Raw genomic sequence first — 20,319 nt, 5'->3', positions numbered from 1 at the left:
GTCCGTCAAGGTGAAGGCGAGTTTGCCGGGTCCGCACGCACCGTGACCGTCCCCATGGGAGCATCACCGCCAGCGCCCGCGACCGTCCTTCCGGTCGTACTGGGACGGGTGCTGAGCTGGGTAAGGGGAGTGAACGTGCGGATCCTGTCGGTGGACCTCGGGACGTCCAACACCGTCGCGGTGCTGTCGGCGCACGGCATGCCGCCGCGGGTCGTCGAGGTGGACGGCTCGGCCAACATGCCGTCGGCGATCTTCGCCACCGAAGAGGGCACGATCATGGTCGGCCGCGACGCCGAACGCCGGGCCCGCCTCGACCCGACCCGCTTCGAGCCCAACCCCAAGCGGCGTATCGACGAACAGACGCTGCTGCTCGGTACCGACGTCGTGCCGGTCACTGAGGCGCTGGCCGCGATCCTGCGGCGCGTGCTGGAGGAGACCACGCGGCAGCTCGGCGGCGAGCAGCCCGACGAAGTCCGGCTGACCCACCCCGCGCAGTGGGGGCCGGTGCGCCGCAACGTCCTGCTCTCGGCGGCCCGGCTCGCCGGGATCGGCGGGAACGTGCTGCTGGTGCCCGAGCCGGTGGCCGCCGCCGCGCACTTCGCCTCGTTCCCCGGCAAGGCGCTGGCGCCGGGGCAGGCGCTCGCGGTCTACGACCTCGGCGCGGGCACCTTCGACGTCGCGGTCGTCGGTGCCACGCAGACCGGGTACACCGTGCTCGCCGAGGACGGCCTCCCCGACCTCGGCGGCCTCGACGTCGACCAGGCGCTGATGGTGCACGTCGGGCGGGAGGTGTCGCATTCGGACCCGCAGCGCTGGCAGCGGCTGCTGCGCCCGGAGTCCACCGCGGACCGGCGGACCCGGCGCGCGCTGCAGGAGGACGTCAAGGCGGCGAAGGAGGCGTTGTCGCGGCACCCGCAGACCGAGGTCCCGATGCCCGAGCCGTTCTCCGACGTCCTGGTCACCCGCGGCGAGCTGGAGGGCCTGGTGCGCCCGGCGATGCTGCGCAGTGTCGAGCTGATGGCGCGGACCCTGCGCAGTTCCGGGCTCTCCCCGGACCGGCTCGCCGGGATCTACCTGGTCGGCGGGTCGAGCAGGCTGCCGCTGGTGGGCTCGATGATCGCGGAGAAGCTCGGCGTCGTCCCCGGCAGCCTCGACCAGCCCGAGACCGCGGTCGCGCTGGGCGCCCAGCACGTCGCCCGCGACGGGTTGTCCATGCGCACCCAGAACGTCGACGGCCAGGTCGCCGCGAACGGGACCGGGGCGCACCAGATCGCCCCGCCGAGCGGCCCGTACGCGCCACCGCCCGCCTACGCCGGGCAGCAGGGATATCCGGGACAGCAGGGCGGGTACCCGCCGCCGAACTTCCCGCCCGGCGGGCCCGCGCAGCAGGCGTCCCCGCAGCCCGCGCCGTCGAACTTCCCGACGTACTCGCTCGCGGACAAGGGCGAGAGCAAGGGCGACGGCAAGGCCGCGAACAAGAAGAAGCTGACCATCGGGATCGCGATCGCGGCGGTGGCCGTGCTGCTCGCGGGCGGGCTGGTGTACTTCCTCGCCTCGCCGTCGACGACCACCTACACCGCCGACCAGTGCAGGACCCCGGGGCAGGCCGACGCTACCGGCCTCACCGGCTGCCTGCGCCAGCTCACCGGGAAGATCGGCGACACCGGGGACTGCAAGCCCGGCATGGGCAACGGCCCCGCCGCGCCGGCCCAGAGCCTCGGCCCGGCGGCGACCTGCTCGGCACCGGGCCGCGCGGGCACCCAGGTGACCTACGTGCAGAGCGATTCGGCGGAGAAGCTCAAGCAGTACACCGACCAGCTGCTGACCTCGGCCGGCGGTGACCGGATCGAGGCGGACTGGGCGGGCAACGGGCTCAAGGGCCGGTACTCCTCGGCCGCCGGGAAGACGTCGGCGGTGCTGGTGTTCTCGGTGGGCGACCGGCCGCTGGCCGGGTTCATCTACCAGCTCAACTCCGATCAGGGCGCCGCCGTCACCGCGGGCACGCTGGCCGACTACTTCGAGAAGAGCGTCCAGCCCGGCGACTAGCTCCGGCTTCGGCAGCGGCTCAAGCGCCCCAATGTGGCGTTCGGTGCGCTCAACGCACCGAACGCCACATTGGGTGCGTCCAACGCACCCAATGCCACATTGGGGCGCTCCGGGGAGGCGCCGGGGCTGCGCCTAGGATCGAGCCGATGCGTATCACGGTTTTCCGGCGGCTGATGGCCGAGGAGTTCGGGCCCGGCCGCGCCGAGACCCTGTCCAAGGATCACGTGTTCAGCGGGCTCGGCGGCCGGACCGTCGAACAGGCCCTGGCCGAGGGGACCTCGGCCAAGGAGATCTGGCGCGAGGTCTGCGCCGCCTTCGACGTCCCGCCGGAACGGCGCTGACCTGCGCTTGTCCGTGCCCGCGGGCACGGATCGGAGGAAAACCCCCGCCGAAGGGTGTGTCGCTGCCGACCTCGAACACGTGTTCGTCTAGGGTGTTGTCCACAACGGGACCAGCTATCCACAGATCGGGCGTCGCGCCTGGAATTGTCGGTCCCCACCCGTAGCGTCGGACCCGACAACAGAACTGAACAGCCCCGACAGGCTCCAACCAGCGAGGTGGACTTCATGGCACCAGCAGCACCCGACAAGGACAAGGCCCTCGAGCTCGCCCTTGCGCAGATCGACAAGCAGTACGGCAAGGGCTCCGTCATGCGCCTCGGCGACGAGGGCCGCGCGCCCATCGCCGCGATCCCCACCGGTGCGATCGCCCTCGACGTCGCCCTCGGCATCGGCGGGCTGCCCCGCGGCCGGGTCATCGAGGTCTACGGCCCGGAGTCCTCCGGTAAGACCACGGTCGCCCTGCACGCGGTGGCCAACGCGCAGCGCAACGGCGGCATCGCGGCGTTCATCGACGCGGAGCACGCGCTCGACCCGGAGTACGCCAAGGCACTCGGCGTGGACACCGACGCGCTGCTGGTCTCCCAGCCGGACACCGGTGAGCAGGCCCTGGAGATCGCGGACATGCTGATCCGCTCCGGCGCGCTGGACATCCTGGTCATCGACTCGGTCGCCGCGCTCGTGCCGCGCGCCGAGATCGAGGGCGAGATGGGCGACTCCCACGTCGGCCTCCAGGCCCGCCTGATGAGCCAGGCGCTGCGCAAGATGACCGGTGCGATGAGCAACTCCGGCACCACGGCCATCTTCATCAACCAGCTCCGCGAGAAGATCGGCGTCATGTTCGGCTCCCCGGAGACCACCACCGGTGGTAAGGCGCTGAAGTTCTACGCCTCCGTGCGCCTGGACATCCGGCGGATCGAGACGCTCAAGGACGGTGGCGAGCCGGTCGGCAGCCGCACCCGGGTCAAGGTCGTCAAGAACAAGGTGGCCCCGCCCTTCAAGCAGGCCGAGTTCGACGTGCTCTACGGCCAGGGCATCTCCCGCGAGGGTTCGCTCATCGACATGGGCGTCGACCAGGGCATCGTGCGTAAGTCCGGCGCCTGGTACACCTACGAGGGCGACCAGCTCGGCCAGGGCAAGGAGAACGCGCGGAAGTTCCTGCGCGAGAACCCGGACATCGCGAACGAGATCGAGAAGCGGATCAAGGAAAAGCTCGGCATCGGCCCGCAGCTCGACGCCGAAGCGGTACCCGCGCCGGTCGACTTCTGACCCGGGTGGGGTGGGTGAGGTCTGTTCGCGGAACGCGCTCACCTCGCCGGGTCATTCGTTGTGTCCTTTGGGGGGCGAACCCCCAAACCCCCGCCAGGGGGCGAGCCCCCTGGACCCCGGTGGTGGTCGCGTTTCGTGGTGAGGTCGCCATGGTTGGTGAAGTCGCCGTGCCTTTAGTGCCATGAGAGGACAGGGTTTTCGTGGGTAGGGTGTCCAAAGTGGACCCTATGGAGTTGTCCGCGGAGGAGCGGTGGAAGAAGGCCAAGGAGATCTGTTTCGATCTCCTGGCCGCTCGTCCTCGCACGCAGGAGGAGCTCCGGCAGACGCTGAAGCGCAAGGGGTTCGACGAGGAGACCAGCGAGACCCTGCTCGGCAAGCTCGACAAGGCGGGGCTGGTCAACGACGCCGAGTTCGCCGAGCTGTGGGTCAAGTCCCGGCAGGCGAACCAGGGGCTGTCACGTACCGCGCTGGTGGCCGAACTCCGGCGCAAGGGCGTCGACGGGGAGATCGCCGCGCAGGCAGCGGAGGTGGTCGACCGGGAAACCGAGGAACAGCGCGCCAGGGAACTGGTCCGCAAACGCCTCGGCTCACTCGGCAACGTCGACGAGCAGACCGCGATCCGCAGGCTCCTCGGCTTCCTCGCCCGCAAGGGATACCCCCAGGGCCTGGCCTACACGGTGATCCGGGACGAACTCCGCGAGTACGGCGCGGAGGCGAGCATGCTCGACGACGTCGTCCCGGACTGACCGGCGCCTCCCGCTGCCCGCCAGGAAGGGCACGGTCGCGCCTCCGCCGGGCGTGCGCTGAAGGACGCCTTCGGTGCGCTGGCTGCGCTGAAGGACGCTTTCAGTGCGCTGGCCGTGCTGAAGGACGCTTTCAGTGCATATCCGCGGCCGCCGGGCCCGGCGGAGCGGGACCAGCCGCGTCCCGAACGACGCGTTGGAGACGGTGAGCGTCCCCAACGGCGCGTTCGCGACAGAGAGCCCCGCCCCTAGCGGGCCAGCGCGGCCGCTTCGGCGGCGAGCCGCTCCACCGTCGCGAAGTCCTTGTCCGCCAAGGACTTCTTCGGGGTGAGCCACGAGCCGCCGATGCAGCCGACGTTCGGCAGCGCCAGGTAGTCCGGCGCCGTCGCCGCGGTGATCCCGCCAGTCGGGCAGAACCGCAGCCCGGGCAGCGGACCGGCGACCGACTTCAGGTAGGCGGCACCACCGCTGGCCTCCGCGGGGAAGAACTTCAGCGCGGTCAGCCCGCGCTCGGCCAGCCGCATCGCCTCCGACACCGTGCTCGCCCCAGGCAGGAACGGCAGCCCGGTCGCGAACGCGGCGTCCAGCACCGCGTCCGTGGTGCCCGGGGTGACGAGGAACTTCGCGCCCGCGCCGGCGGCCTCCTTCGCGTGGGCGGGCGAGGTGACCGTGCCCGCGCCGATCACGATCTCCGGCACCTCGGTGGCGACCCGCGCGATCGCGGCGAGCGCCACCGGGGTGCGCAGGGTCAGCTCGATCACCCCGATCCCGCCCGCCAGCAGCGCCCGCGCGGTGGGCACCGCGTCCTCGACGTCGTCGATCACCACGACGGGCATCACGGGGGACAGTTCGAGCAGGTCCGCACCGGTGGTCACTGACCAACCTCCAGATTCACGTTTTCGGGCGCGCCCGGGAACACGGGCGCGCCGCCCTATCTTGCCTCGCCGGACGTACCGGCTCCTAGGGCGTGGGGACCCCGGCGTGCGTCGGCATGCCGAAGTGCTCGGGAGTGAGCGGCCCGAACACGCTCGCGCCCTGGTCGGCGGGGCCGACGGCACGGCGCAGCGCGCCGAACAGCTCGCGGCCGGTGCCGAGCCACGACGCCTCCGACGGCGGGGCGTCGGCCAGCTCGCGCGCGGCGAGCTCCGCCTCGGCCACCAGCACGTCCAGCGTGCCCGCGCGGGCGTCGAGCCGGACGACGTCGCCGTCGGCGATCCGGGCGATCGGGCCGCCCGCCGCCGCCTCCGGCGTCACCTGGATCGCCGCCGGGATCTTCCCCGAGGCGCCGGACATCCGCCCGTCGGTGAGCAGGGCGACCTGGTGCCCCCGGTCCATCAGCACCCCGAGTGCCGGGGTGAGCCCGTGCAGCTCCGGCATGCCGTTGGCACGCGGGCCCTGCTGCCGGATCACCACCACGACGTCGCGGTCCAGCTCACCGGCCTCGAACGCGGCCGTGAACGCCTCCTGGCCGGTGAACACCCGGGCCGGGGCCTGGACGACGCGGTGCTCGGGCGCCACCGCCGACACCTTGATCACCGCCCGGCCGAGGTTGCCCTCGACCATCCGCAGCCCGCCGTCGGCCGCGAAGGGCCGCCAGACCGGGCGCAGCACATCCTCGTCGAGGCTGCGGGCCGGCACGTCGCGCCACACCAGCTCGCCGTCGGACAGGATCGGCTCCTGCCGGTAGCGGTGCAGCCCGAATCCGGCGACCGTGTGCACGTCCTCGTGCAGCAGCCCGGCGTCGAGCAGCGTGCCCACCAGGAACTGGATCCCGCCCGCGGCGTGGAAGTGGTTGATGTCCGCGGCGCCGTTCGGGTACACCCGCGCCAGCAGCGGGACGACCGCCGACAGCTCGGAGAAGTCGTCCCAGGTGAGCTGGATGCCCGCGGCCGCGGCGATCGCGACCAGGTGCAGGGTGTGGTTGGTCGACCCGCCGGTGGCCAGCAGCGCGATCATGCCGTTGACGAACGCCTTTTCGTCCAGCACACGGGAAACCGGCGTGTACGACGCCCCGCGCGACAGGGCAACGACGCGGCGTCCCGCCTCTTCGGTAAGCGCTTGCCGCAGCGGCGTGTTCGGCGGGACGAAGCTCGCGCCCGGCAGGTGCAGGCCCATCACCTCGACGACCATCTGGTTCGAGTTCGCGGTGCCGTAGAAGGTGCAGGTGCCCGCCGAGTGATACGACGCGGCCTCGGCGTCGAGCAGGTCTTCCCTGCTCGCGCGGCCCTCGGCGTAGAGCTGGCGGACACGCGCCTTTTCCTTGTTCGGCAGACCGGAGTTCATCGGACCGGCCGGCACGAGCACCGCCGGGAGGTGCCCGAACGACAGCGCGCCGATCAGCAGGCCCGGCACGATCTTGTCGCACACGCCGAGCAGCAGCGCCGCGTCGAACATGTCGTGGGAGAGCGCGATCGCCGTCGCCATCGCGATCACCTCGCGGCTGAACAGCGACAGCTCCATCCCGGCGCGGCCCTGGGTGATCCCGTCGCACATCGCGGGCACCCCGCCGGCGAACTGGGCGACGCCACCCGCGCGGCGCACGGACTTCTTCAGCCAGGCCGGGTACTCCTGCAACGGCTGGTGCGCCGAGAGCATGTCGTTGTAGGAGGACACGATCGCCACGCCGGGCGCCCGTGCCGCGCGCAGTGCCTCCTTGTCGGCACCCTCCATCGCGGCGAAGCCGTGCGCGAGGTTGCTGCACGCCAGGCCGCGGCGGACCGGGCCTTCCCGGTGGGCGGCGGCCATCCGGTCGAGATAGGCGGAACGGGTCGCCGCGCCGCGTTCGGCGATGCGCTGGGTGACGGCGGCGACGGTGTCGTTGAGGGGCTGGCGGGGAGAGCTCATGTCCGGCTCCGGATCACTGGTGGTGGACGTGGTCCGCGGGACGGCAGCGCTGGCGCCTCTGGGTCGTGACAGTGGCCACAGTACCCCGGCGGGAACGTCGGATCAAAATCGATACAGAAGACGACCCCGGGTGACCTCGATCACGTCCGCGGTAGCTAGTGTGCTACTTGTCACACTGCACAACACGCGGCAGAGTCGGGTAATGGCGAGTTGATCGCCTCCGGCTCTGTCGGCCCACCGAACCCGGGAGGCTACCGATGTCCACCACAGAGCTCGCCGAACTCCGGCGAACGATCGGTCAGTTGCGGCAGTGCGTCGGCGCGCTGCGGTCCCGTTACGGCGACGCCTCCGCGGTCCGCCGCCTCGCCAACGACGTGGAGCGGCTCGACATCGACAGCGCGGATCTCGACGGCGCCCAGGCCTCCGTGCCCACGCAGGCGAAACCCGTCGAACGCGTCCCGGTCCCGGACACGCCCTACGACCCGGCGCTGTGGCAGGGCGCCGATGACGAGGGTGTCGGTGGCTACAAGCGCGACCAGCGGTGAGCGCCCCCGCCCGTGACGGCGTCGGCGTCCGTTCGTCCTCGCGCGCCTCGATCGCCGACCGGACGCTGCGCACCGACCGGTGGTGGCTCTCGCCCCTGCTCACCGTGCTGGGGCTGGCCACCTTCATCGGCTACGCGACGGTCCGGGCGTTCGTGCGCACGGCGTACTGGGTGCCGGAGTACCACTACCTGACGCCCTTCTACTCGCCGTGCGTTTCGACGTCGTGTGTGGAGGGATCGAGCCACTTCGGACACTGGTTCGGGGATCTGCCGGGCTGGATCCCGCTCGGTTTCCTCGTGCTGCCGTTCCTGCTCGGCTTCCGGCTCACCTGCTACTACTACCGCAAGGCCTACTACCGCTCGGTGTGGTTCTCCCCGCCCGCCTGCGCGGTCGCCGAGCCGCACGCGAAGTACACCGGCGAGACCCGGCTGCCGTTGATCATCCAGAACGTGCACCGCTACTTCTTCTACGTCGCGGTGGTCGTCTCGCTGGTCAACACCTACGACGCGATCACGGCCTTCCACGGGAAGACCGGCGGGTTCGGTTTCGGTCTCGGCAACATCATCCTGCTCGGCAACGTGATCCTGCTGTGGGCCTACACGCTGTCCTGCCATTCGTGCCGGCACGTCACCGGCGGGCGGCTCAAGCACTTCTCCCGCCACCCGGTCCGGTACTGGATCTGGACCCAGGTGACGAAGCTGAACACGCGGCACATGACGCTCGCGTGGACGACGCTCGGCACGCTCGTGCTGACCGACTTCTACGTGATGCTCGTGGCGAGCGGCGCGATCGCCGATCTGCGTTTCGTCAACTAGCGCGGGCTTTCCCCAAGACAACGGCTTCCAGTCCCCGAGGTGAATCACTTACATGACCGAGGTCGAACGGCACAGCTACGACGTGGTGGTGATCGGTGCCGGTGGCGCCGGTCTGCGCGCGGTGATCGAAGCGCGGGAACGCGGTTTCAGCGTCGCGGTGGTGTGCAAGTCCCTGTTCGGCAAGGCACACACCGTGATGGCCGAGGGTGGCTGCGCGGCGTCGATGGGCAATGTCAACGACAACGACAACTGGCAGGTCCACTTCCGCGACACCATGCGCGGCGGGAAGTTCCTCAACAACTGGCGGATGGCCGAACTGCACGCCAAGGAGGCACCGGACCGGGTCTGGGAGCTGGAGACCTACGGCGCGCTGTTCGACCGCACCGCGGACGGGCGGATCAGCCAGCGCAACTTCGGCGGGCACACCTATCCCCGCCTGGCGCACGTCGGGGACCGCACCGGGCTCGAACTGATCCGCACGATGCAGCAGAAGATCGTTTCGCTGCAACAGGAGGACTTCGCCGAGCACGGTGACCACGAGGCGCGGATCAAGGTCTTCGCCGAGTGCACCGTCACCGAACTGCTCACCGACGACGGCCGCATCGCGGGCGCGTTCGGCTACTGGCGCGAGAGCGGCCGGTTCATCCTGTTCGAGGCGCCCGCGGTGGTCCTCGCGACCGGCGGGATCGGCAAGTCGTTCAAGGTGACGTCGAACTCGTGGGAGTACACCGGCGACGGGCACGCGCTGGCCCTGCGCGCGGGCGCGAAGCTGATCAACATGGAGTTCGTCCAGTTCCATCCCACCGGGATGGTCTGGCCGCCGAGCGTGAAGGGCATCCTGGTCACCGAGGGTGTCCGCGGTGACGGTGGCGTGCTCAAGAACTCCGACGGCAAGCGGTTCATGTTCGAGTACGTGCCGGAGGTGTTCAAGGGCCAGTACGCCGACAGCGAGGACGAGGCCGACCGCTGGTACACCGACCAGGAGAACAACCGCCGCACCCCGGACCTGCTGCCCCGCGACGAGGTCGCCCGCGCGATCAACTCGGAGGTCAAGGCGGAGCGGGGTTCCCCGCACGGCGGCGTGTTCCTCGACATCGCGAGCAGGCTGCCCGCCGAGGAGATCCGCAGGCGGCTGCCGTCGATGTACCACCAGTTCAAGGAACTCGCCGACGTCGACATCACCAAGGAGCCGATGGAGGTCGGCCCGACCTGCCACTACGTGATGGGCGGGATCGAGGTCGACCCGGACACCGCGGCGGCGAGCGTGCCCGGCCTGTTCGCGGCGGGCGAGTGCTCGGGCGGGATGCACGGTTCCAACCGGCTCGGCGGGAACTCGCTGTCGGACCTGCTGGTGTTCGGCCGCAGGGCCGGCCTCGGCGCGGCGTCCTATGTGGACGGACTGGCCGACCGGCCGGAGGTGGCGCGGTCCGATGTGGACGCCGCGGCGAAGATGGCGCTGGCGCCGTTCGACCCGCCTGCCGAAGGGCAGGTGGAGAACCCGTACAGCCTGCACACCGAGTTACAGCAGTCGATGAACGACCTGGTCGGGATCATCCGCAAGGCGGGCGAGATCGAGCAGGCGCTGGCCAAGCTCGCCGAGATCCGGCGGCGGATCGGCCGGGTCACCGTCGAGGGACACCGGCAGTTCAACCCCGGCTGGCACCTGGCGGTCGACCTGCGGAACATGCTGCTGGTCAGCGAGTGCGTCGCGCGGGCCGCGCTGATGCGCACGGAAAGCCGGGGCGGGCACACCCGGGACGACCATCCCGGCATGGACCCGCAGTGGCGCAACAAGCTCCTGGTCTGCTCGGCCGCGCCGGGGGAGAACCCGGTGGTACCCGACGTGGACGTCGTCGTGCGGCCCCAGCTGCCGCTGCGGCAGGACCTGCTGGAACTTTTCGAGTTCGGCGAGCTCGGGAAGTACTACACCGACGAAGAACTTCAGGAGCACCCGGGGAGGCAAGCGTGAGTTACAAGGCGAGCTTCCGGGTCTGGCGCGGTGACGCGGACGGCGGGGAGTTGCAGGACTTCACGGTGGAGGTGAACGAGGGCGAGGTCGTCCTCGACATCATCCACCGCCTGCAGGCCACCCAGGCTTCCGACCTCGCCGTGCGCTGGAACTGCAAGGCGGGCAAGTGCGGTTCGTGCTCGGCGGAGATCAACGGCCGTCCCCGGCTGCTGTGCATGACCCGGATGTCGACGTTCACCGAGGACGAGGTCATCACGGTCACGCCGATGCGGACCTTCCCGGTGATCAGGGACCTGGTGACCGACGTGTCGTTCAACTACGCCAAGGCCCGCGAGATCCCGTCGTTCACGCCGCCGGCGGACCTGAAACCGGGGGACTACCGGATGAAGCAGGTCGACGTCGAGCGGTCGCAGGAGTTCCGCAAGTGCATCGAGTGCTTCCTGTGCCAGAACACCTGTCACGTCGTGCGGGACCACGAGGAGAACAAGGAGGCCTTCGCCGGGCCCCGGTACCTGATGCGGATCGCCGAGCTGGAGATGCATCCACTCGACGTCGCCGACCGGCGGGACGCGGCGCAGGAGGAGCACGGGCTCGGCTACTGCAACATCACCAAGTGCTGCAGTGACGTGTGCCCGGAAGGCATCCACATCACCGACAACGCGCTCATCCCGATGAAGGAACGCGTGGCCGACCGCAAGTACGACCCGATCGTGTGGCTGGGGAACAAGCTCTTCCGCCGCGACCGGTGAGTGCCGTCCGGGAGGTGCCCACCCCGGTTCGACGGGAGATCGGCGGCCGATGATGGTGTACTGCGCGGGTGCCCGCGACGAACCCCGCCGGAGAACCCGCCGAACCCCGTGACCTGGTCCTCCTGCTGGTGACGCTGACCGTGGTGAGCGGGGTCGTCGACGCGGTCAGCTTCCTCGGGCTCGGCAACGTCTTCGTGGCGAACATGACCGGGAACCTCGTGTTCTTTGGCTTCGCCGCGGCCGGGCAGGTCGGGCATTCGATCCTGCCCTCGCTCACGGCGATCGCGGCGTTCCTCGCCGGGGCGTTCGCCGGGGGAGGGCTGGCGCGGCGGGTGCGCGGCCGGACGTTGCTGCGCCGGGCCACGATGATCCAGGCGATCCCGGTGACGCTGGCGGTGGTGTGCTCGGCGGTCTTCGGCGGCTCCGGACGCCCCGTCACCGAGACGCTCATCGTGCTGCTCGGGCTCGCCATGGGGCTGCAGAACGCGGCCGCGCGCGAGCTGGGGCTGGCCGATCTGCAGACGACGGTGTTCACCCGGACCGTGACCGGGCTCGCCGCCGACGCGAAATCCTTCGTGGGCAGGGGATCCCGGCAGGGACGGAAGCTGACGGCGATCGGCGCGATCCTGCTCGGCGCCTTCGCCGGCGGACTGCTCCAGCTGCACGTCGCGACCTGGGCCGCACTCGCTCTCGCGCTGGCGCTGATCGTGACGGTCTCCGTCGTCCTGCGTCTTCGCGGGGACGACGACGCGGCGTAGGAAGTCAGCCTGTCGGCATGCCGATCCGGTCGCGTTCCAGCGCGGCACGCAGTCGCGAGAACACCTGTGCCACGGCCGGGCCCGGGACGTCTCCGAGCAGTTCGGTCAGCCGCGCGGTGAAGGTGCGCTCCGCCGCGTCGGTCAGCTTCCGGCCCTCGCCGGTCAGTGCGAGCAGCGAGGACCGGCGATCCGCCGGGTTCGGCTGCCGGGCCGCCCACCCCTGCTTCTCCAAGCGGTCGATCCCCTTGCTGGTCGCGCCGATCCCGACGGCGAACTCGCCCGCCACGTCGGCCACCCGGCAGCCCGGGTGGTCACGGAGGTAACGCAGGAACTCGAACTGCGAGGTGACGATCCCGTGCCGGGCGCGAAGGCGGTCGTTGAGGTCGTTGTAGAGCCGCGTTTCGCAGCGGACGAGATCGGCGAAGAACCCGGGGAGGTCGGTGCGCTCGTCACCGGAGTTAGATGCCATGGCATATACTGTACCGGAATATACTTTTGGGAGGAGCGAGGATGAGCAGGGAACAGCGGGCGAAGATCGACGCGATGCTGCGGCAGCCCCGGCCGGAAGGGCCGCGCTCGGTGGAGGAGATCCGCGCCGGGTTTCGGGCGCTGATGGCGGGGATGGCCATCCCGGAGGGGATCCGGGTCACCGCCACGACGCTCGGCGACCGGCCCGCGGTGCGCGTCGAACCGGCCGCCGACGGCACGGCCGGGACCATCCTGTATTTCCACGGTGGCGGTTTCGTGTACGGCTCGCCCGACACGGCGATGTCGCTGACGGGGAGCCTGGTGGTCCGGTCCGGGTACACGGCGTTCTCGGTGGACTACCGGCTGGCGCCCGAGCACCCGTTCCCGGCCGCGGTCGACGACTGCCTGAACGCCTACCGCGCCCTGCTCGACGGCGGCGCGGATCCCGCGGCCATCGCGTTCGCCGGTGACTCCGCCGGGGGTGGCCTGTGCGTCTCCACCTGCCTCGCCGCGCGCGACGCCGGGCTGCCCCTGCCCGCCGCGATCGTGGCGTTCTCCCCGGGCCTGGACCAGACCAGGACCGGCGAGAGCATGGAAACCAAGGCGGAGGCCGACCCGCTGCTCAGCAGGGAAGGCATGGCGCACACCGGGGCGATGTACCTCGCGGGCCAGGACCCGCGCCATCCCTTGCTCAGCCCGGCGGTGTTCGCCGACCTCACCGGCTTCCCGCCCCTGCTGCTGCAGGTGGGGACGAACGAGATGATCCTGGACGACTCCACGCGCCTCGCCGCGCGCGCCCGCGAGGCCGGGGTGGACGTGATCCTCGACGTCGTCGCCGACGTGCCGCACGTGTTCCAGTCCTTCACCGGTGTGCTGGACGAGGCGGACCAGGCGCTGGACCGCGCGGCTTTCTTTCTCTCCCAGCACGTGCGGTCCTAGCCGCGGACCCCGCGGTAGACGGCGAAGGTCGGCATTTCCCGTACGGTCCGCCAGAACTGTTCGCCGCGTTCGGCCGCGGCGTCGGGCGGCACCGTCACGGGCTGCCGCCGCAGGCCGGTCAGTCCCGCCCGGCCGAGCGCGGCTTCGACCACACCGGGCGGCCAGAAGAAGGATTCGAACTCGAACGGCGGATCGGTGTCGACGTGCACGGTGGTGCGGGTCCGGCCGCCCACCTCGCCGGACGGGACGACGTGCAGGCCGTACCGCGCGTACCCGGCGAGGGTTTCCCAGTCGGCTTCGGGATTCGGGAACAACACGACCAGCGTCCCGTCGGGACGCAGGTTCGCCGTCATCCCGGCGAGCATGGCGTCGAGTTCCGCCTCGTGCTCCGCGTAGCCGAGCAGCCAGATCGACGTGACGATGTCGAACGTGCCGAGCACCGGCAGCGTCCGCGCGTCGAGCGCCTCGTAGGAGATCCCGTACGGGTCGCGCTCCTCGGCGCGCTGCGCGTGCGCGATCATCTCCCGCGACGCGTCGACGCCGATCACCCGGCCCGCCCCGGCCCGGCGGAACAGCCGGGGGTAGAACCCCGTCCCGCAGCCGACGTCCAGTACCGACCTCCCGGCCGGGTCGGGCAGGGCCGCCAGCACCGTGGCGGTTTCGGCGAGCCCGATGGGGATGCGTTTGACCTCTTCGTAACGCGCGTTGAGGACGTCGTACTGGTCCGGCATCCGGCCGCTCCTCCCGCGAGGGGTCCGGGTCCGACGCTAGCGACCGGACCCGCGTGGCGACAGGTGCGGGTGGCGGATCGTCCCGGTGGGACGGTGGGAAAAACACCGGTGCCCCGTTGCCGTGGGCAACGGGGCACCAGGAGGACCACAACGGCTAGACGCTACCCGCGTCATTGGTGAGCACGACCTGCTTGGCCTTCTCACCGGTATCGATGTGTTTCTTGCTGCGCCGGTTGCGTCGCTCCAGATACGTCGCGAGGGCGGTCAGCAGCAGGCACATCGTCACGTAGATGACGGTCGCGACGATCGTCGACGGCACGATCGGACGGCCGAACTCGCCCTGCGAGCCGATGTAGCGCGCGTAGTACAGCAGTTCCTGGAAGGTGATGATGAAGCCGAGCGCGGTGTCCTTGAGCAGCACCACCAGCTGGCTGATGATCGTCGGCAGCATCGCGCGCAGCGCCTGGGGCAGCAGGACGGTGAACATCACCTGGGTCTTGCGCATGCCCAGCGCGTACGCGGCTTCGCTCTGTCCCTTCGGAAGGGACTGGATACCCGCACGGAAGACCTCGGCGAGCACGGAACCGTTGTACAGCGTCAGGCCGAGCACCACACCGAGGAACGGCGTCATCGGCACGCCGAGCGCGGGGAGCCCGAAATAGAACAGGAACATCAGGATCAGCGCGGGGATCGCGCGGAAGAACTCGACCACGAAGGTGCAGATCCCGCGGATCCAGGCGTGGTCGGACAACCGCCCGGCGGCGAACACCGCGCCGAACACGATGGCGAGGACCGCGGCCAGCGCGAACGCCTTCAGCGTCCAGCCGACGGCGGTGAGCAGGTCCTCCTGGACCTTCGTGTACTGCAGCCACTCCCACTTGCGGCCGTCGAACTGGCCGGTGTCGGCGAACCGGTAGATCACGAACGCGAGCAGCGCCACGATCACCAGTGCGCCGAGGACGGTGTAGAGCCGGTGCCGCGCCCTGGCCTTCGGCCCGGGGACATCGAAGAGAACATTGCTCATGCGATCGCCTCGCTCCGCGAGACAGTGTTGGATTCCTTTTGGCGCATGATTTCCATGATTCGCTCGCAAGCTTCGCTCATCGCGCCACGCTCCAGCGCTTCTCCAGGCTCCGCTGGATCAGGGACAGGACGGCGACCAGGATGATGAACCCGAGCGCGACCCAGAGCAGGCCGACCATCTGGTTCTCACCCCGATCGGAGAGGTACGCGCGGATCGCGCCGGCTTCGGCGACCGAGAAACCGGCCGCGATGGTGGTGTTCTTCAGCAACGCGATCAGGGTGCTGATCAGCGGCGGTACCACCGAGCGCAGGGCCTGCGGCAGGATCACCGAGCCCAGGATCTGGCCGAACTTCAGCCCCAGCGCGCGTCCCGCCTCGGCCTGGCCGACCGGGACGGTGTTGATGCCCGAGCGCACGACCTCGCAGATGAACGCCGAGGTGTACAGCGTCAGCGAGACCACCGCGGCGGTGAAGAAGTTCAGTTTGACGATTTCCAGCAGGGGATAGGCGAAGACGAAGAACGCGAACACGAGCGTCAATGGCGTGTTTCGGACCACCGTGACGTAGGTGGCGCCCATACCCCGGAACACCGGCACCGGGCTGACCCGCAGCATGGCGAGGAGGGTGCCCAGGATCAGGCTGCCGACCGCCGCCAGCGCGAACAGCTCGATGGTGGTGAGAAAAAAGGGACCGTAGAGATCCAGGTTGTCGAGCAGGACGTTCATGGAGCCTTCCCCGCTGCTGTGACCGACGGTTGTGGTGGACGGTGGACGGTGGACACGTGGCGCGGCCGGTGAACCGTGCGAGGTTCACCGGCCGCGTACGAGGTCAGTAGCGCTCGATGGCGGGCGGCGTCGCGGCCGAGCCGGACTTGCCCAGGGTGGCGTCGTAGATCTTCTTCCAGGTGCCGTCGTCGATGGCCTTCTGGAGGATGTCGTCGATCTTGTCGCGCAGCGCCTTGTCGTCCTTGTTCAGGCCGATGCCGTAGGGCTCCTTCGAGAACGGCTTGCCGACGACCTTCATCTTGTCCGGCTCCTGCGCGGCGAAGCCCTTGAGGATCGCGTCGTCGGTCGTGACCGCGTCGACCTCCTTGGACTGCAGCTTCTCCACGCACTGCGAGTACTTCTGGAACTCGACGATGCTGCCGCCCGGCTCGGTGAGCTTCTGCTCGCGGACCCGCTGGATCGGGGTGGACCCGGTGACCGAGCAGACCTTCTTGCCCTTCAACGTCTCCGGGCCGGTGATCGAGCTGTCGTCCTTGCGCACCAGCAGGTCCTGGCCGGCCTGGTAGTACGGCCCGCCGAAGCCCACCTGCTGCTTGCGCTTGTCGTTGATCGTGTAGGTGCCGACGTAGTAGTTGACGTCGCCGTTGGCGATCGACTGCTCACGCGCGCCGGAGTCGACGGTCTTGAAGGTGATCTTCTCCGGGTCGATGCCCAGACCCGCCGAGACCAGCTTCGCGATCTCGATGTCGAAGCCCGCGAACTTGCCGGTGGTGGCGTCCTTGCTGCCGAGGCCGGGCTGGTCGTCCTTGGCGCCGACGGTCAGCGCGCCGGCGGCCTTGATCCTCGCGAAGACCGGCGAGCCCGCGACGTCGACGTTCTGCGCGACGGTGTAGGTCGGCAGCGCGGCGGCGTTGGAACCACCCGGCGAGGCGGGCGTGCCTTCCTTGCCGCAGGCGGCCAGGGTGAGACCAAGACCGCCGACGAGCACTACCGCCGTGAGGGCGCGGATCCTCATGTAACTCTCTCCTGTATCTCTGGTCGGCACGGCACGGGCGCGCCGCGGTGCTAGTGGGTCAGGATCTTGCCGAGGAAGTCCTTGGCCCGGTCGCTCTTCGGCTTGGTGAAGAACTCGTCCGGGGTGGTGTCCTCGACGATCTCGCCGTCCGCCATGAAGAGCACGCGGTTCGCGGCACGGCGGGCGAAGCCCATCTCGTGGGTGACCACGAGCATGGTCATCCCGTCCTTGGCGAGCCCGGTCATCACGTCGAGCACCTCCTGGACCATTTCCGGGTCCAGCGCCGAGGTCGGCTCGTCGAACAGCATCACCTTGGGCCGCATCGCCAGCGCTCGGGCGATCGCCACGCGCTGCTGCTGACCGCCGGAAAGCTGCGCCGGGTACTTGTCGGCCTGGTTGGCGATGCCGACGCGGTCGAGCAGTTCCATCGCCGTCTTGCGCGCTTCGGTGGCGTTGGTCTTGCGGACCTTCACCGGCGCGAGCATGACGTTCTCGACGATCGTCTTGTGCGCGAACAGGTTGAACGACTGGAAGACCATGCCGACGTCGGCGCGCAGCGCGGCGAGGGCCTTGCCCTCGGCGGGCAGCGGCACCCCGTCGACGGCGATCTCGCCGGAGTTGATGGGTTCCAGCCGGTTGATCGCGCGGCACAGCGTCGACTTGCCCGACCCGGACGGCCCGAGCACCACGACGACCTGTCCGCGCGGTACCTCGAGGTTGATCTCCCTGAGCACGTGCAGATCGCCGAAGTACTTGTTCACGGCGGCCGCCTTGATCATCGGCGTCGCCACGTCCGTGGTCATCTGGCCTCCAGAATTTCTCTCGCCTAGTCCCGGCAGTGCGGCATGGATCACCACGCGTTGGCCGGAAACCTACCGCCGCCGGACGTTTTGTAAAGACGGCTTGAGCAATACTTAGGGTTTCAAGTGCGTATCGATACCCGTCGTTGCCCGAGCGCCCGGCGCTGCTCAGCCTAGTCGGAGGCGGGGAAGCGCGTTACCGGGGTCACATCCGATCGGTCACGCGGCGTGACGACGGGGGTGGTCCGCGTGGGCCCCGAAGTCGGCACGGCCGGGTCCTGCGGGACACCCGCACCCGCTCGGCGTGACGAGCGGCTGCGCGAGTGTAAGCCCGTCACGCCTCAGACTAGAGTTCCCGGCTACCACCGGGCGGAGTAGCAGGGAGGTCGGCGGGTGCGGGTGCTGCTCGTGGAGGACGACGACCGGGTGTCGGGTGCGCTGATCCCGGCGCTGACCCGGCGGGGACTGTCGATAACCCGGCTCGCGTCCGGCGTCGGCGTGCTCGACCGGGTGGCCGAGGTGGACGTCGTCCTGCTCGACCTGGGGCTGCCCGACATCGACGGCGTGGTGCTGTGCCGCCGGATCCGCGCGGTCAGCGACGTCGCGGTGATCGTGGTGTCCGCCCGGGGCGAAGTCGACGACCGGATCGCGGGCCTGCGCGCGGGCGCCGACGACTACCTGGTCAAGCCCTACGACGTCGAGGAACTGCTCGCCCGCGTGGAGGCGGTCCGGCGGCGGCGCGGGGAGTCCGGCACGAGCGCCGTCGTCGAGCTCGGTGACGTCAGCGTGGACCTCGCGCGGCACGAGGTGCTCGTCGCCGGGGAGCCGGTCGCCTTGTCCCGCAAGGAGTTCCAGGTACTCGCGCTGGTGGTCGGCGCGCGCGGGGCGGTCTGCTCTCGCGAGCACGTGCTGACCGAGGTGTGGGGGCACCGCGGTCCCGCGGAGAGCCGCTCCCTCGACGTCCACGTCGCGACCCTGCGCACCAAGCTCGGCAGGCCGGCGCTGATCGAGACCGTCCGGGGCGTCGGCTACCGGCTCGGCTCCGGGCGGGGCTGACCGGATGCGGGTCCGGCTGCAGGGCATCGTGCTGACCCTCGTCGCGCTGCTCGTGTTCGGGCTCGGCATCCCGCTCGCGCTCAGCAGCGCGGCCAGTGTGCAACAGGAGCTGTTCCTCGACCGGCTGACCGACACCTCCCGGTTCGCCTCGCTGGCGCAACGGCCACTGCTGGACAACCGGCCCAACCAGCTCGAACCCCAGCTGCGCCGCTACACCGAGGTCTACGGCGTCCAGGTGCTGGTGTTCAACCAGGACGGCAGGCAGGTGGTCTCCTCGCTCGGCGGCCGCCCGGCCGACCGCGGCGCCTACGCGGGCCCGGTGCAGGACGCGCTCGCCGGGCGGCGGGCCGAGCTCGGTGCCCTGCTGACGCCGTGGCGGACCGAGCCGCTGGTGCTGGCCGAGCCGATCCTCATCGACGGCGAGGTGCGCGGAGCCGTCGTCACCGTGTCGGCCACCGATCGCGCGCGCACCCAGGTCGTGTGGCTGTGGCTGCTGCTCGTCGCGGGTGGCGCGCTCGCGTTCGGGCTCGCCCTGCTGGTCGCGATCCCGGTCGTGCGGTGGATCCTGCGCCCGGTGCACCGGCTGGACGAGGCGACGGGCGAGCTGGTCGCCGCCGTGGTCAGCGGCCGGGACGCCCCGCCGGTGGGGGAGAGCGGCGGGCCGCCCGAACTGCGGCAGCTCGGCCGCTCGTTCGACCGGATGGCGGCCAGCGTGTCGGAGGCACTGGCCGCGCAACGCGCCTTCGTCGCCGACGCCTCGCATCAGCTGCGAAACCCGTTGACGGCGTTGAAGATCCGGCTCGGCAACCTCGACGGTCACGTGGACGACGACCCGGCGGCCGCCGATCTGGAGGCCGCCGTGGTGGACGCCGGTCGGCTGCACCAGATCCTCGACGGGCTGCTGTCGATGGCCAGGGCGGAGGCGTCCGGGGGCGAGCTGGTTCCGGTGCGGGTGGACGAGGCCGTCGAGGACCGGGCGGCCGACTGGGCCGTGGTCGCCGCCGCGCGGGAGGTCCGGCTGGAGACGGAGGGGACGGGGGAGGCGCTCCGCGTGCTCGTCCCGCCGCGCGGTGTCGAAGTGGTGCTGGACGCGCTGCTGGACAACGCGCTCAAGTTCACCGGGCCGGGCACCGAGGTCCGGGTCTCCGTACGGCGGGACGGCGACCGCGTCACGCTCGCCGTCCGCGATCACGGTCCCGGCCTGCGCCCGGACGAGCTGGAGCGGGCGCTGGACCGGTTCTGGCGCAGCAGCGCCCACCAGAACGTCCCCGGATCGGGACTCGGGCTGGCGATCGTGAACGAGATCGTGGCGCTGGCGAACGGCGAGCTGAAGCTGGATCTCCCCGACGGCGGGGGCCTGCGCGTCTCGATGAGCTTCCCGATCGCTGCTTGACCGGCGCCGTGCCGGTCCGCGTGCCCGGCCGCCAGGTCCGTGAATGCCACATCGAGGGAATCAGAGTCCCTCGATGTGGCATTCACGGACTTA

At 70.2% G+C, this 20,319-nt stretch carries 20 protein-coding genes; 12 read left to right on the top strand and 8 right to left on the bottom strand.

What is annotated here, in order from left to right; genetic code table 11:
• Window positions 1-135 precede the first annotated feature (135 nt).
• The 4 genes from ABD987_RS06955 (at window position 136) to ABD987_RS06940 (ending at window position 4,399) form a co-directional block, all read left to right on the top strand.
• Window positions 136-2,046, top strand: a complete 1,911-nt coding sequence (locus ABD987_RS06955) for an Hsp70 family protein (protein WP_345388195.1) — start codon at window positions 136-138, stop codon at window positions 2,044-2,046.
• Between the two features lie 146 nt (window positions 2,047-2,192).
• Complete coding sequence (locus tag ABD987_RS06950) at window positions 2,193-2,387, top strand: DUF3046 domain-containing protein (RefSeq protein ID WP_345388193.1); 195 nt, start codon at window positions 2,193-2,195, stop codon at window positions 2,385-2,387.
• A gap of 225 nt (window positions 2,388-2,612) precedes the next feature.
• Complete coding sequence (gene recA, locus ABD987_RS06945) at window positions 2,613-3,653, top strand: recombinase RecA (RefSeq protein ID WP_345388191.1); 1,041 nt, start codon at window positions 2,613-2,615, stop codon at window positions 3,651-3,653.
• A gap of 218 nt (window positions 3,654-3,871) precedes the next feature.
• A complete protein-coding gene (locus tag ABD987_RS06940; RefSeq protein ID WP_345388189.1) occupies window positions 3,872-4,399 on the top strand; it encodes a regulatory protein RecX in 528 nt (175 codons plus the stop codon).
• A gap of 245 nt (window positions 4,400-4,644) precedes the next feature.
• On the opposite strand, the gene eda is transcribed toward ABD987_RS06940, so the two are convergent.
• Window positions 4,645-5,271: a bifunctional 4-hydroxy-2-oxoglutarate aldolase/2-dehydro-3-deoxy-phosphogluconate aldolase gene (gene eda, locus ABD987_RS06935; RefSeq protein ID WP_345388187.1), complete on the bottom strand. Its 627-nt coding sequence runs from the start codon at window positions 5,269-5,271 to the stop codon at window positions 4,645-4,647.
• A gap of 85 nt (window positions 5,272-5,356) precedes the next feature.
• A complete protein-coding gene (gene edd / locus ABD987_RS06930; protein ID WP_345388185.1) occupies window positions 5,357-7,240 on the bottom strand; it encodes a phosphogluconate dehydratase in 1,884 nt (627 codons plus the stop codon).
• A gap of 257 nt (window positions 7,241-7,497) precedes the next feature.
• On the opposite strand from edd, the gene ABD987_RS06925 reads away from it, so the two are divergent.
• The 5 genes from ABD987_RS06925 to ABD987_RS06905 all read left to right on the top strand — a co-directional run bounded on the left by ABD987_RS06925 (window position 7,498) and on the right by ABD987_RS06905 (window position 12,076).
• Complete coding sequence (locus ABD987_RS06925) at window positions 7,498-7,785, top strand: hypothetical protein (protein ID WP_345388183.1); 288 nt, start codon at window positions 7,498-7,500, stop codon at window positions 7,783-7,785.
• Entirely contained in the window at window positions 7,782-8,600 is an 819-nt protein-coding gene (locus ABD987_RS06920) for a hypothetical protein (protein WP_345388181.1), read from the top strand. The genes ABD987_RS06925 and ABD987_RS06920 overlap by 4 nt, the downstream gene beginning before the upstream one ends.
• Before the next feature lie 52 nt (window positions 8,601-8,652).
• The gene (locus ABD987_RS06915; RefSeq protein WP_345388179.1) at window positions 8,653-10,569 is read left to right on the top strand and encodes a fumarate reductase/succinate dehydrogenase flavoprotein subunit; all 1,917 of its coding nucleotides are present in this window, start codon (window positions 8,653-8,655) and stop codon (window positions 10,567-10,569) included.
• Window positions 10,566-11,318 (top strand): succinate dehydrogenase/fumarate reductase iron-sulfur subunit, encoded by a 753-nt coding sequence (locus tag ABD987_RS06910; RefSeq protein WP_345388177.1) that lies wholly within the window; start codon window positions 10,566-10,568, stop codon window positions 11,316-11,318. Before ABD987_RS06915 ends, ABD987_RS06910 begins: the two co-directional genes overlap by 4 nt.
• A 68-nt stretch (window positions 11,319-11,386) precedes the next feature.
• Window positions 11,387-12,076 carry a YoaK family protein gene (locus ABD987_RS06905; protein WP_345388175.1) on the top strand — a complete coding sequence of 230 codons (690 nt, stop codon included), beginning with the start codon at window positions 11,387-11,389 and terminating at the stop codon, window positions 12,074-12,076.
• Between the two features lie 4 nt (window positions 12,077-12,080).
• On the opposite strand, the gene ABD987_RS06900 is transcribed toward ABD987_RS06905, so the two are convergent.
• Window positions 12,081-12,545 (bottom strand): MarR family winged helix-turn-helix transcriptional regulator, encoded by a 465-nt coding sequence (locus ABD987_RS06900; RefSeq protein WP_345388173.1) that lies wholly within the window; start codon window positions 12,543-12,545, stop codon window positions 12,081-12,083.
• A gap of 41 nt (window positions 12,546-12,586) precedes the next feature.
• On the opposite strand from ABD987_RS06900, the gene ABD987_RS06895 reads away from it, so the two are divergent.
• Window positions 12,587-13,483 carry an alpha/beta hydrolase gene (locus tag ABD987_RS06895; RefSeq protein WP_345388171.1) on the top strand — a complete coding sequence of 299 codons (897 nt, stop codon included), beginning with the start codon at window positions 12,587-12,589 and terminating at the stop codon, window positions 13,481-13,483.
• Here the strand turns inward: ABD987_RS06895 and ABD987_RS06890 are convergent.
• From ABD987_RS06890 to ABD987_RS06870, 5 genes are all read right to left on the bottom strand, one after another.
• Complete coding sequence (locus tag ABD987_RS06890) at window positions 13,480-14,214, bottom strand: class I SAM-dependent methyltransferase (protein WP_345388169.1); 735 nt, start codon at window positions 14,212-14,214, stop codon at window positions 13,480-13,482. The genes ABD987_RS06895 and ABD987_RS06890 overlap by 4 nt on opposite strands.
• 154 nt (window positions 14,215-14,368) lie before the next feature.
• Window positions 14,369-15,238 (bottom strand): amino acid ABC transporter permease, encoded by an 870-nt coding sequence (locus ABD987_RS06885; RefSeq protein ID WP_345388167.1) that lies wholly within the window; start codon window positions 15,236-15,238, stop codon window positions 14,369-14,371.
• A 76-nt stretch (window positions 15,239-15,314) separates the two neighbouring features.
• On the bottom strand, window positions 15,315-15,962 hold the full coding sequence (locus ABD987_RS06880; protein WP_345388165.1) for an amino acid ABC transporter permease: 648 nt from the start codon (window positions 15,960-15,962) through the stop codon (window positions 15,315-15,317).
• Window positions 15,963-16,065: 103 nt separating this feature from the next.
• Window positions 16,066-16,977: a glutamate ABC transporter substrate-binding protein gene (locus ABD987_RS06875; protein ID WP_345388163.1), complete on the bottom strand. Its 912-nt coding sequence runs from the start codon at window positions 16,975-16,977 to the stop codon at window positions 16,066-16,068.
• Window positions 16,978-17,027: 50 nt separating this feature from the next.
• Entirely contained in the window at window positions 17,028-17,756 is a 729-nt protein-coding gene (locus ABD987_RS06870; RefSeq protein WP_345388300.1) for an amino acid ABC transporter ATP-binding protein, read from the bottom strand.
• 414 nt (window positions 17,757-18,170) lie between these two features.
• On the opposite strand from ABD987_RS06870, the gene ABD987_RS06865 reads away from it, so the two are divergent.
• Together ABD987_RS06865 and ABD987_RS06860 are read left to right on the top strand one after the other, a co-directional pair.
• Window positions 18,171-18,833 carry a response regulator transcription factor gene (locus tag ABD987_RS06865; RefSeq protein WP_345388161.1) on the top strand — a complete coding sequence of 221 codons (663 nt, stop codon included), beginning with the start codon at window positions 18,171-18,173 and terminating at the stop codon, window positions 18,831-18,833.
• Between the two features lie 4 nt (window positions 18,834-18,837).
• Complete coding sequence (locus tag ABD987_RS06860) at window positions 18,838-20,226, top strand: sensor histidine kinase (protein WP_345388159.1); 1,389 nt, start codon at window positions 18,838-18,840, stop codon at window positions 20,224-20,226.
• Window positions 20,227-20,319 lie beyond the last annotated feature (93 nt).

The organism is Amycolatopsis samaneae (assembly GCF_039541975.1).
GTDB classification, from domain to species: domain Bacteria; phylum Actinomycetota; class Actinomycetes; order Mycobacteriales; family Pseudonocardiaceae; genus Amycolatopsis; species Amycolatopsis samaneae.
The sequence above is the reverse complement of the archived record's forward strand: the minus strand, read 5'-3'. Positions and strand labels throughout refer to the sequence as shown.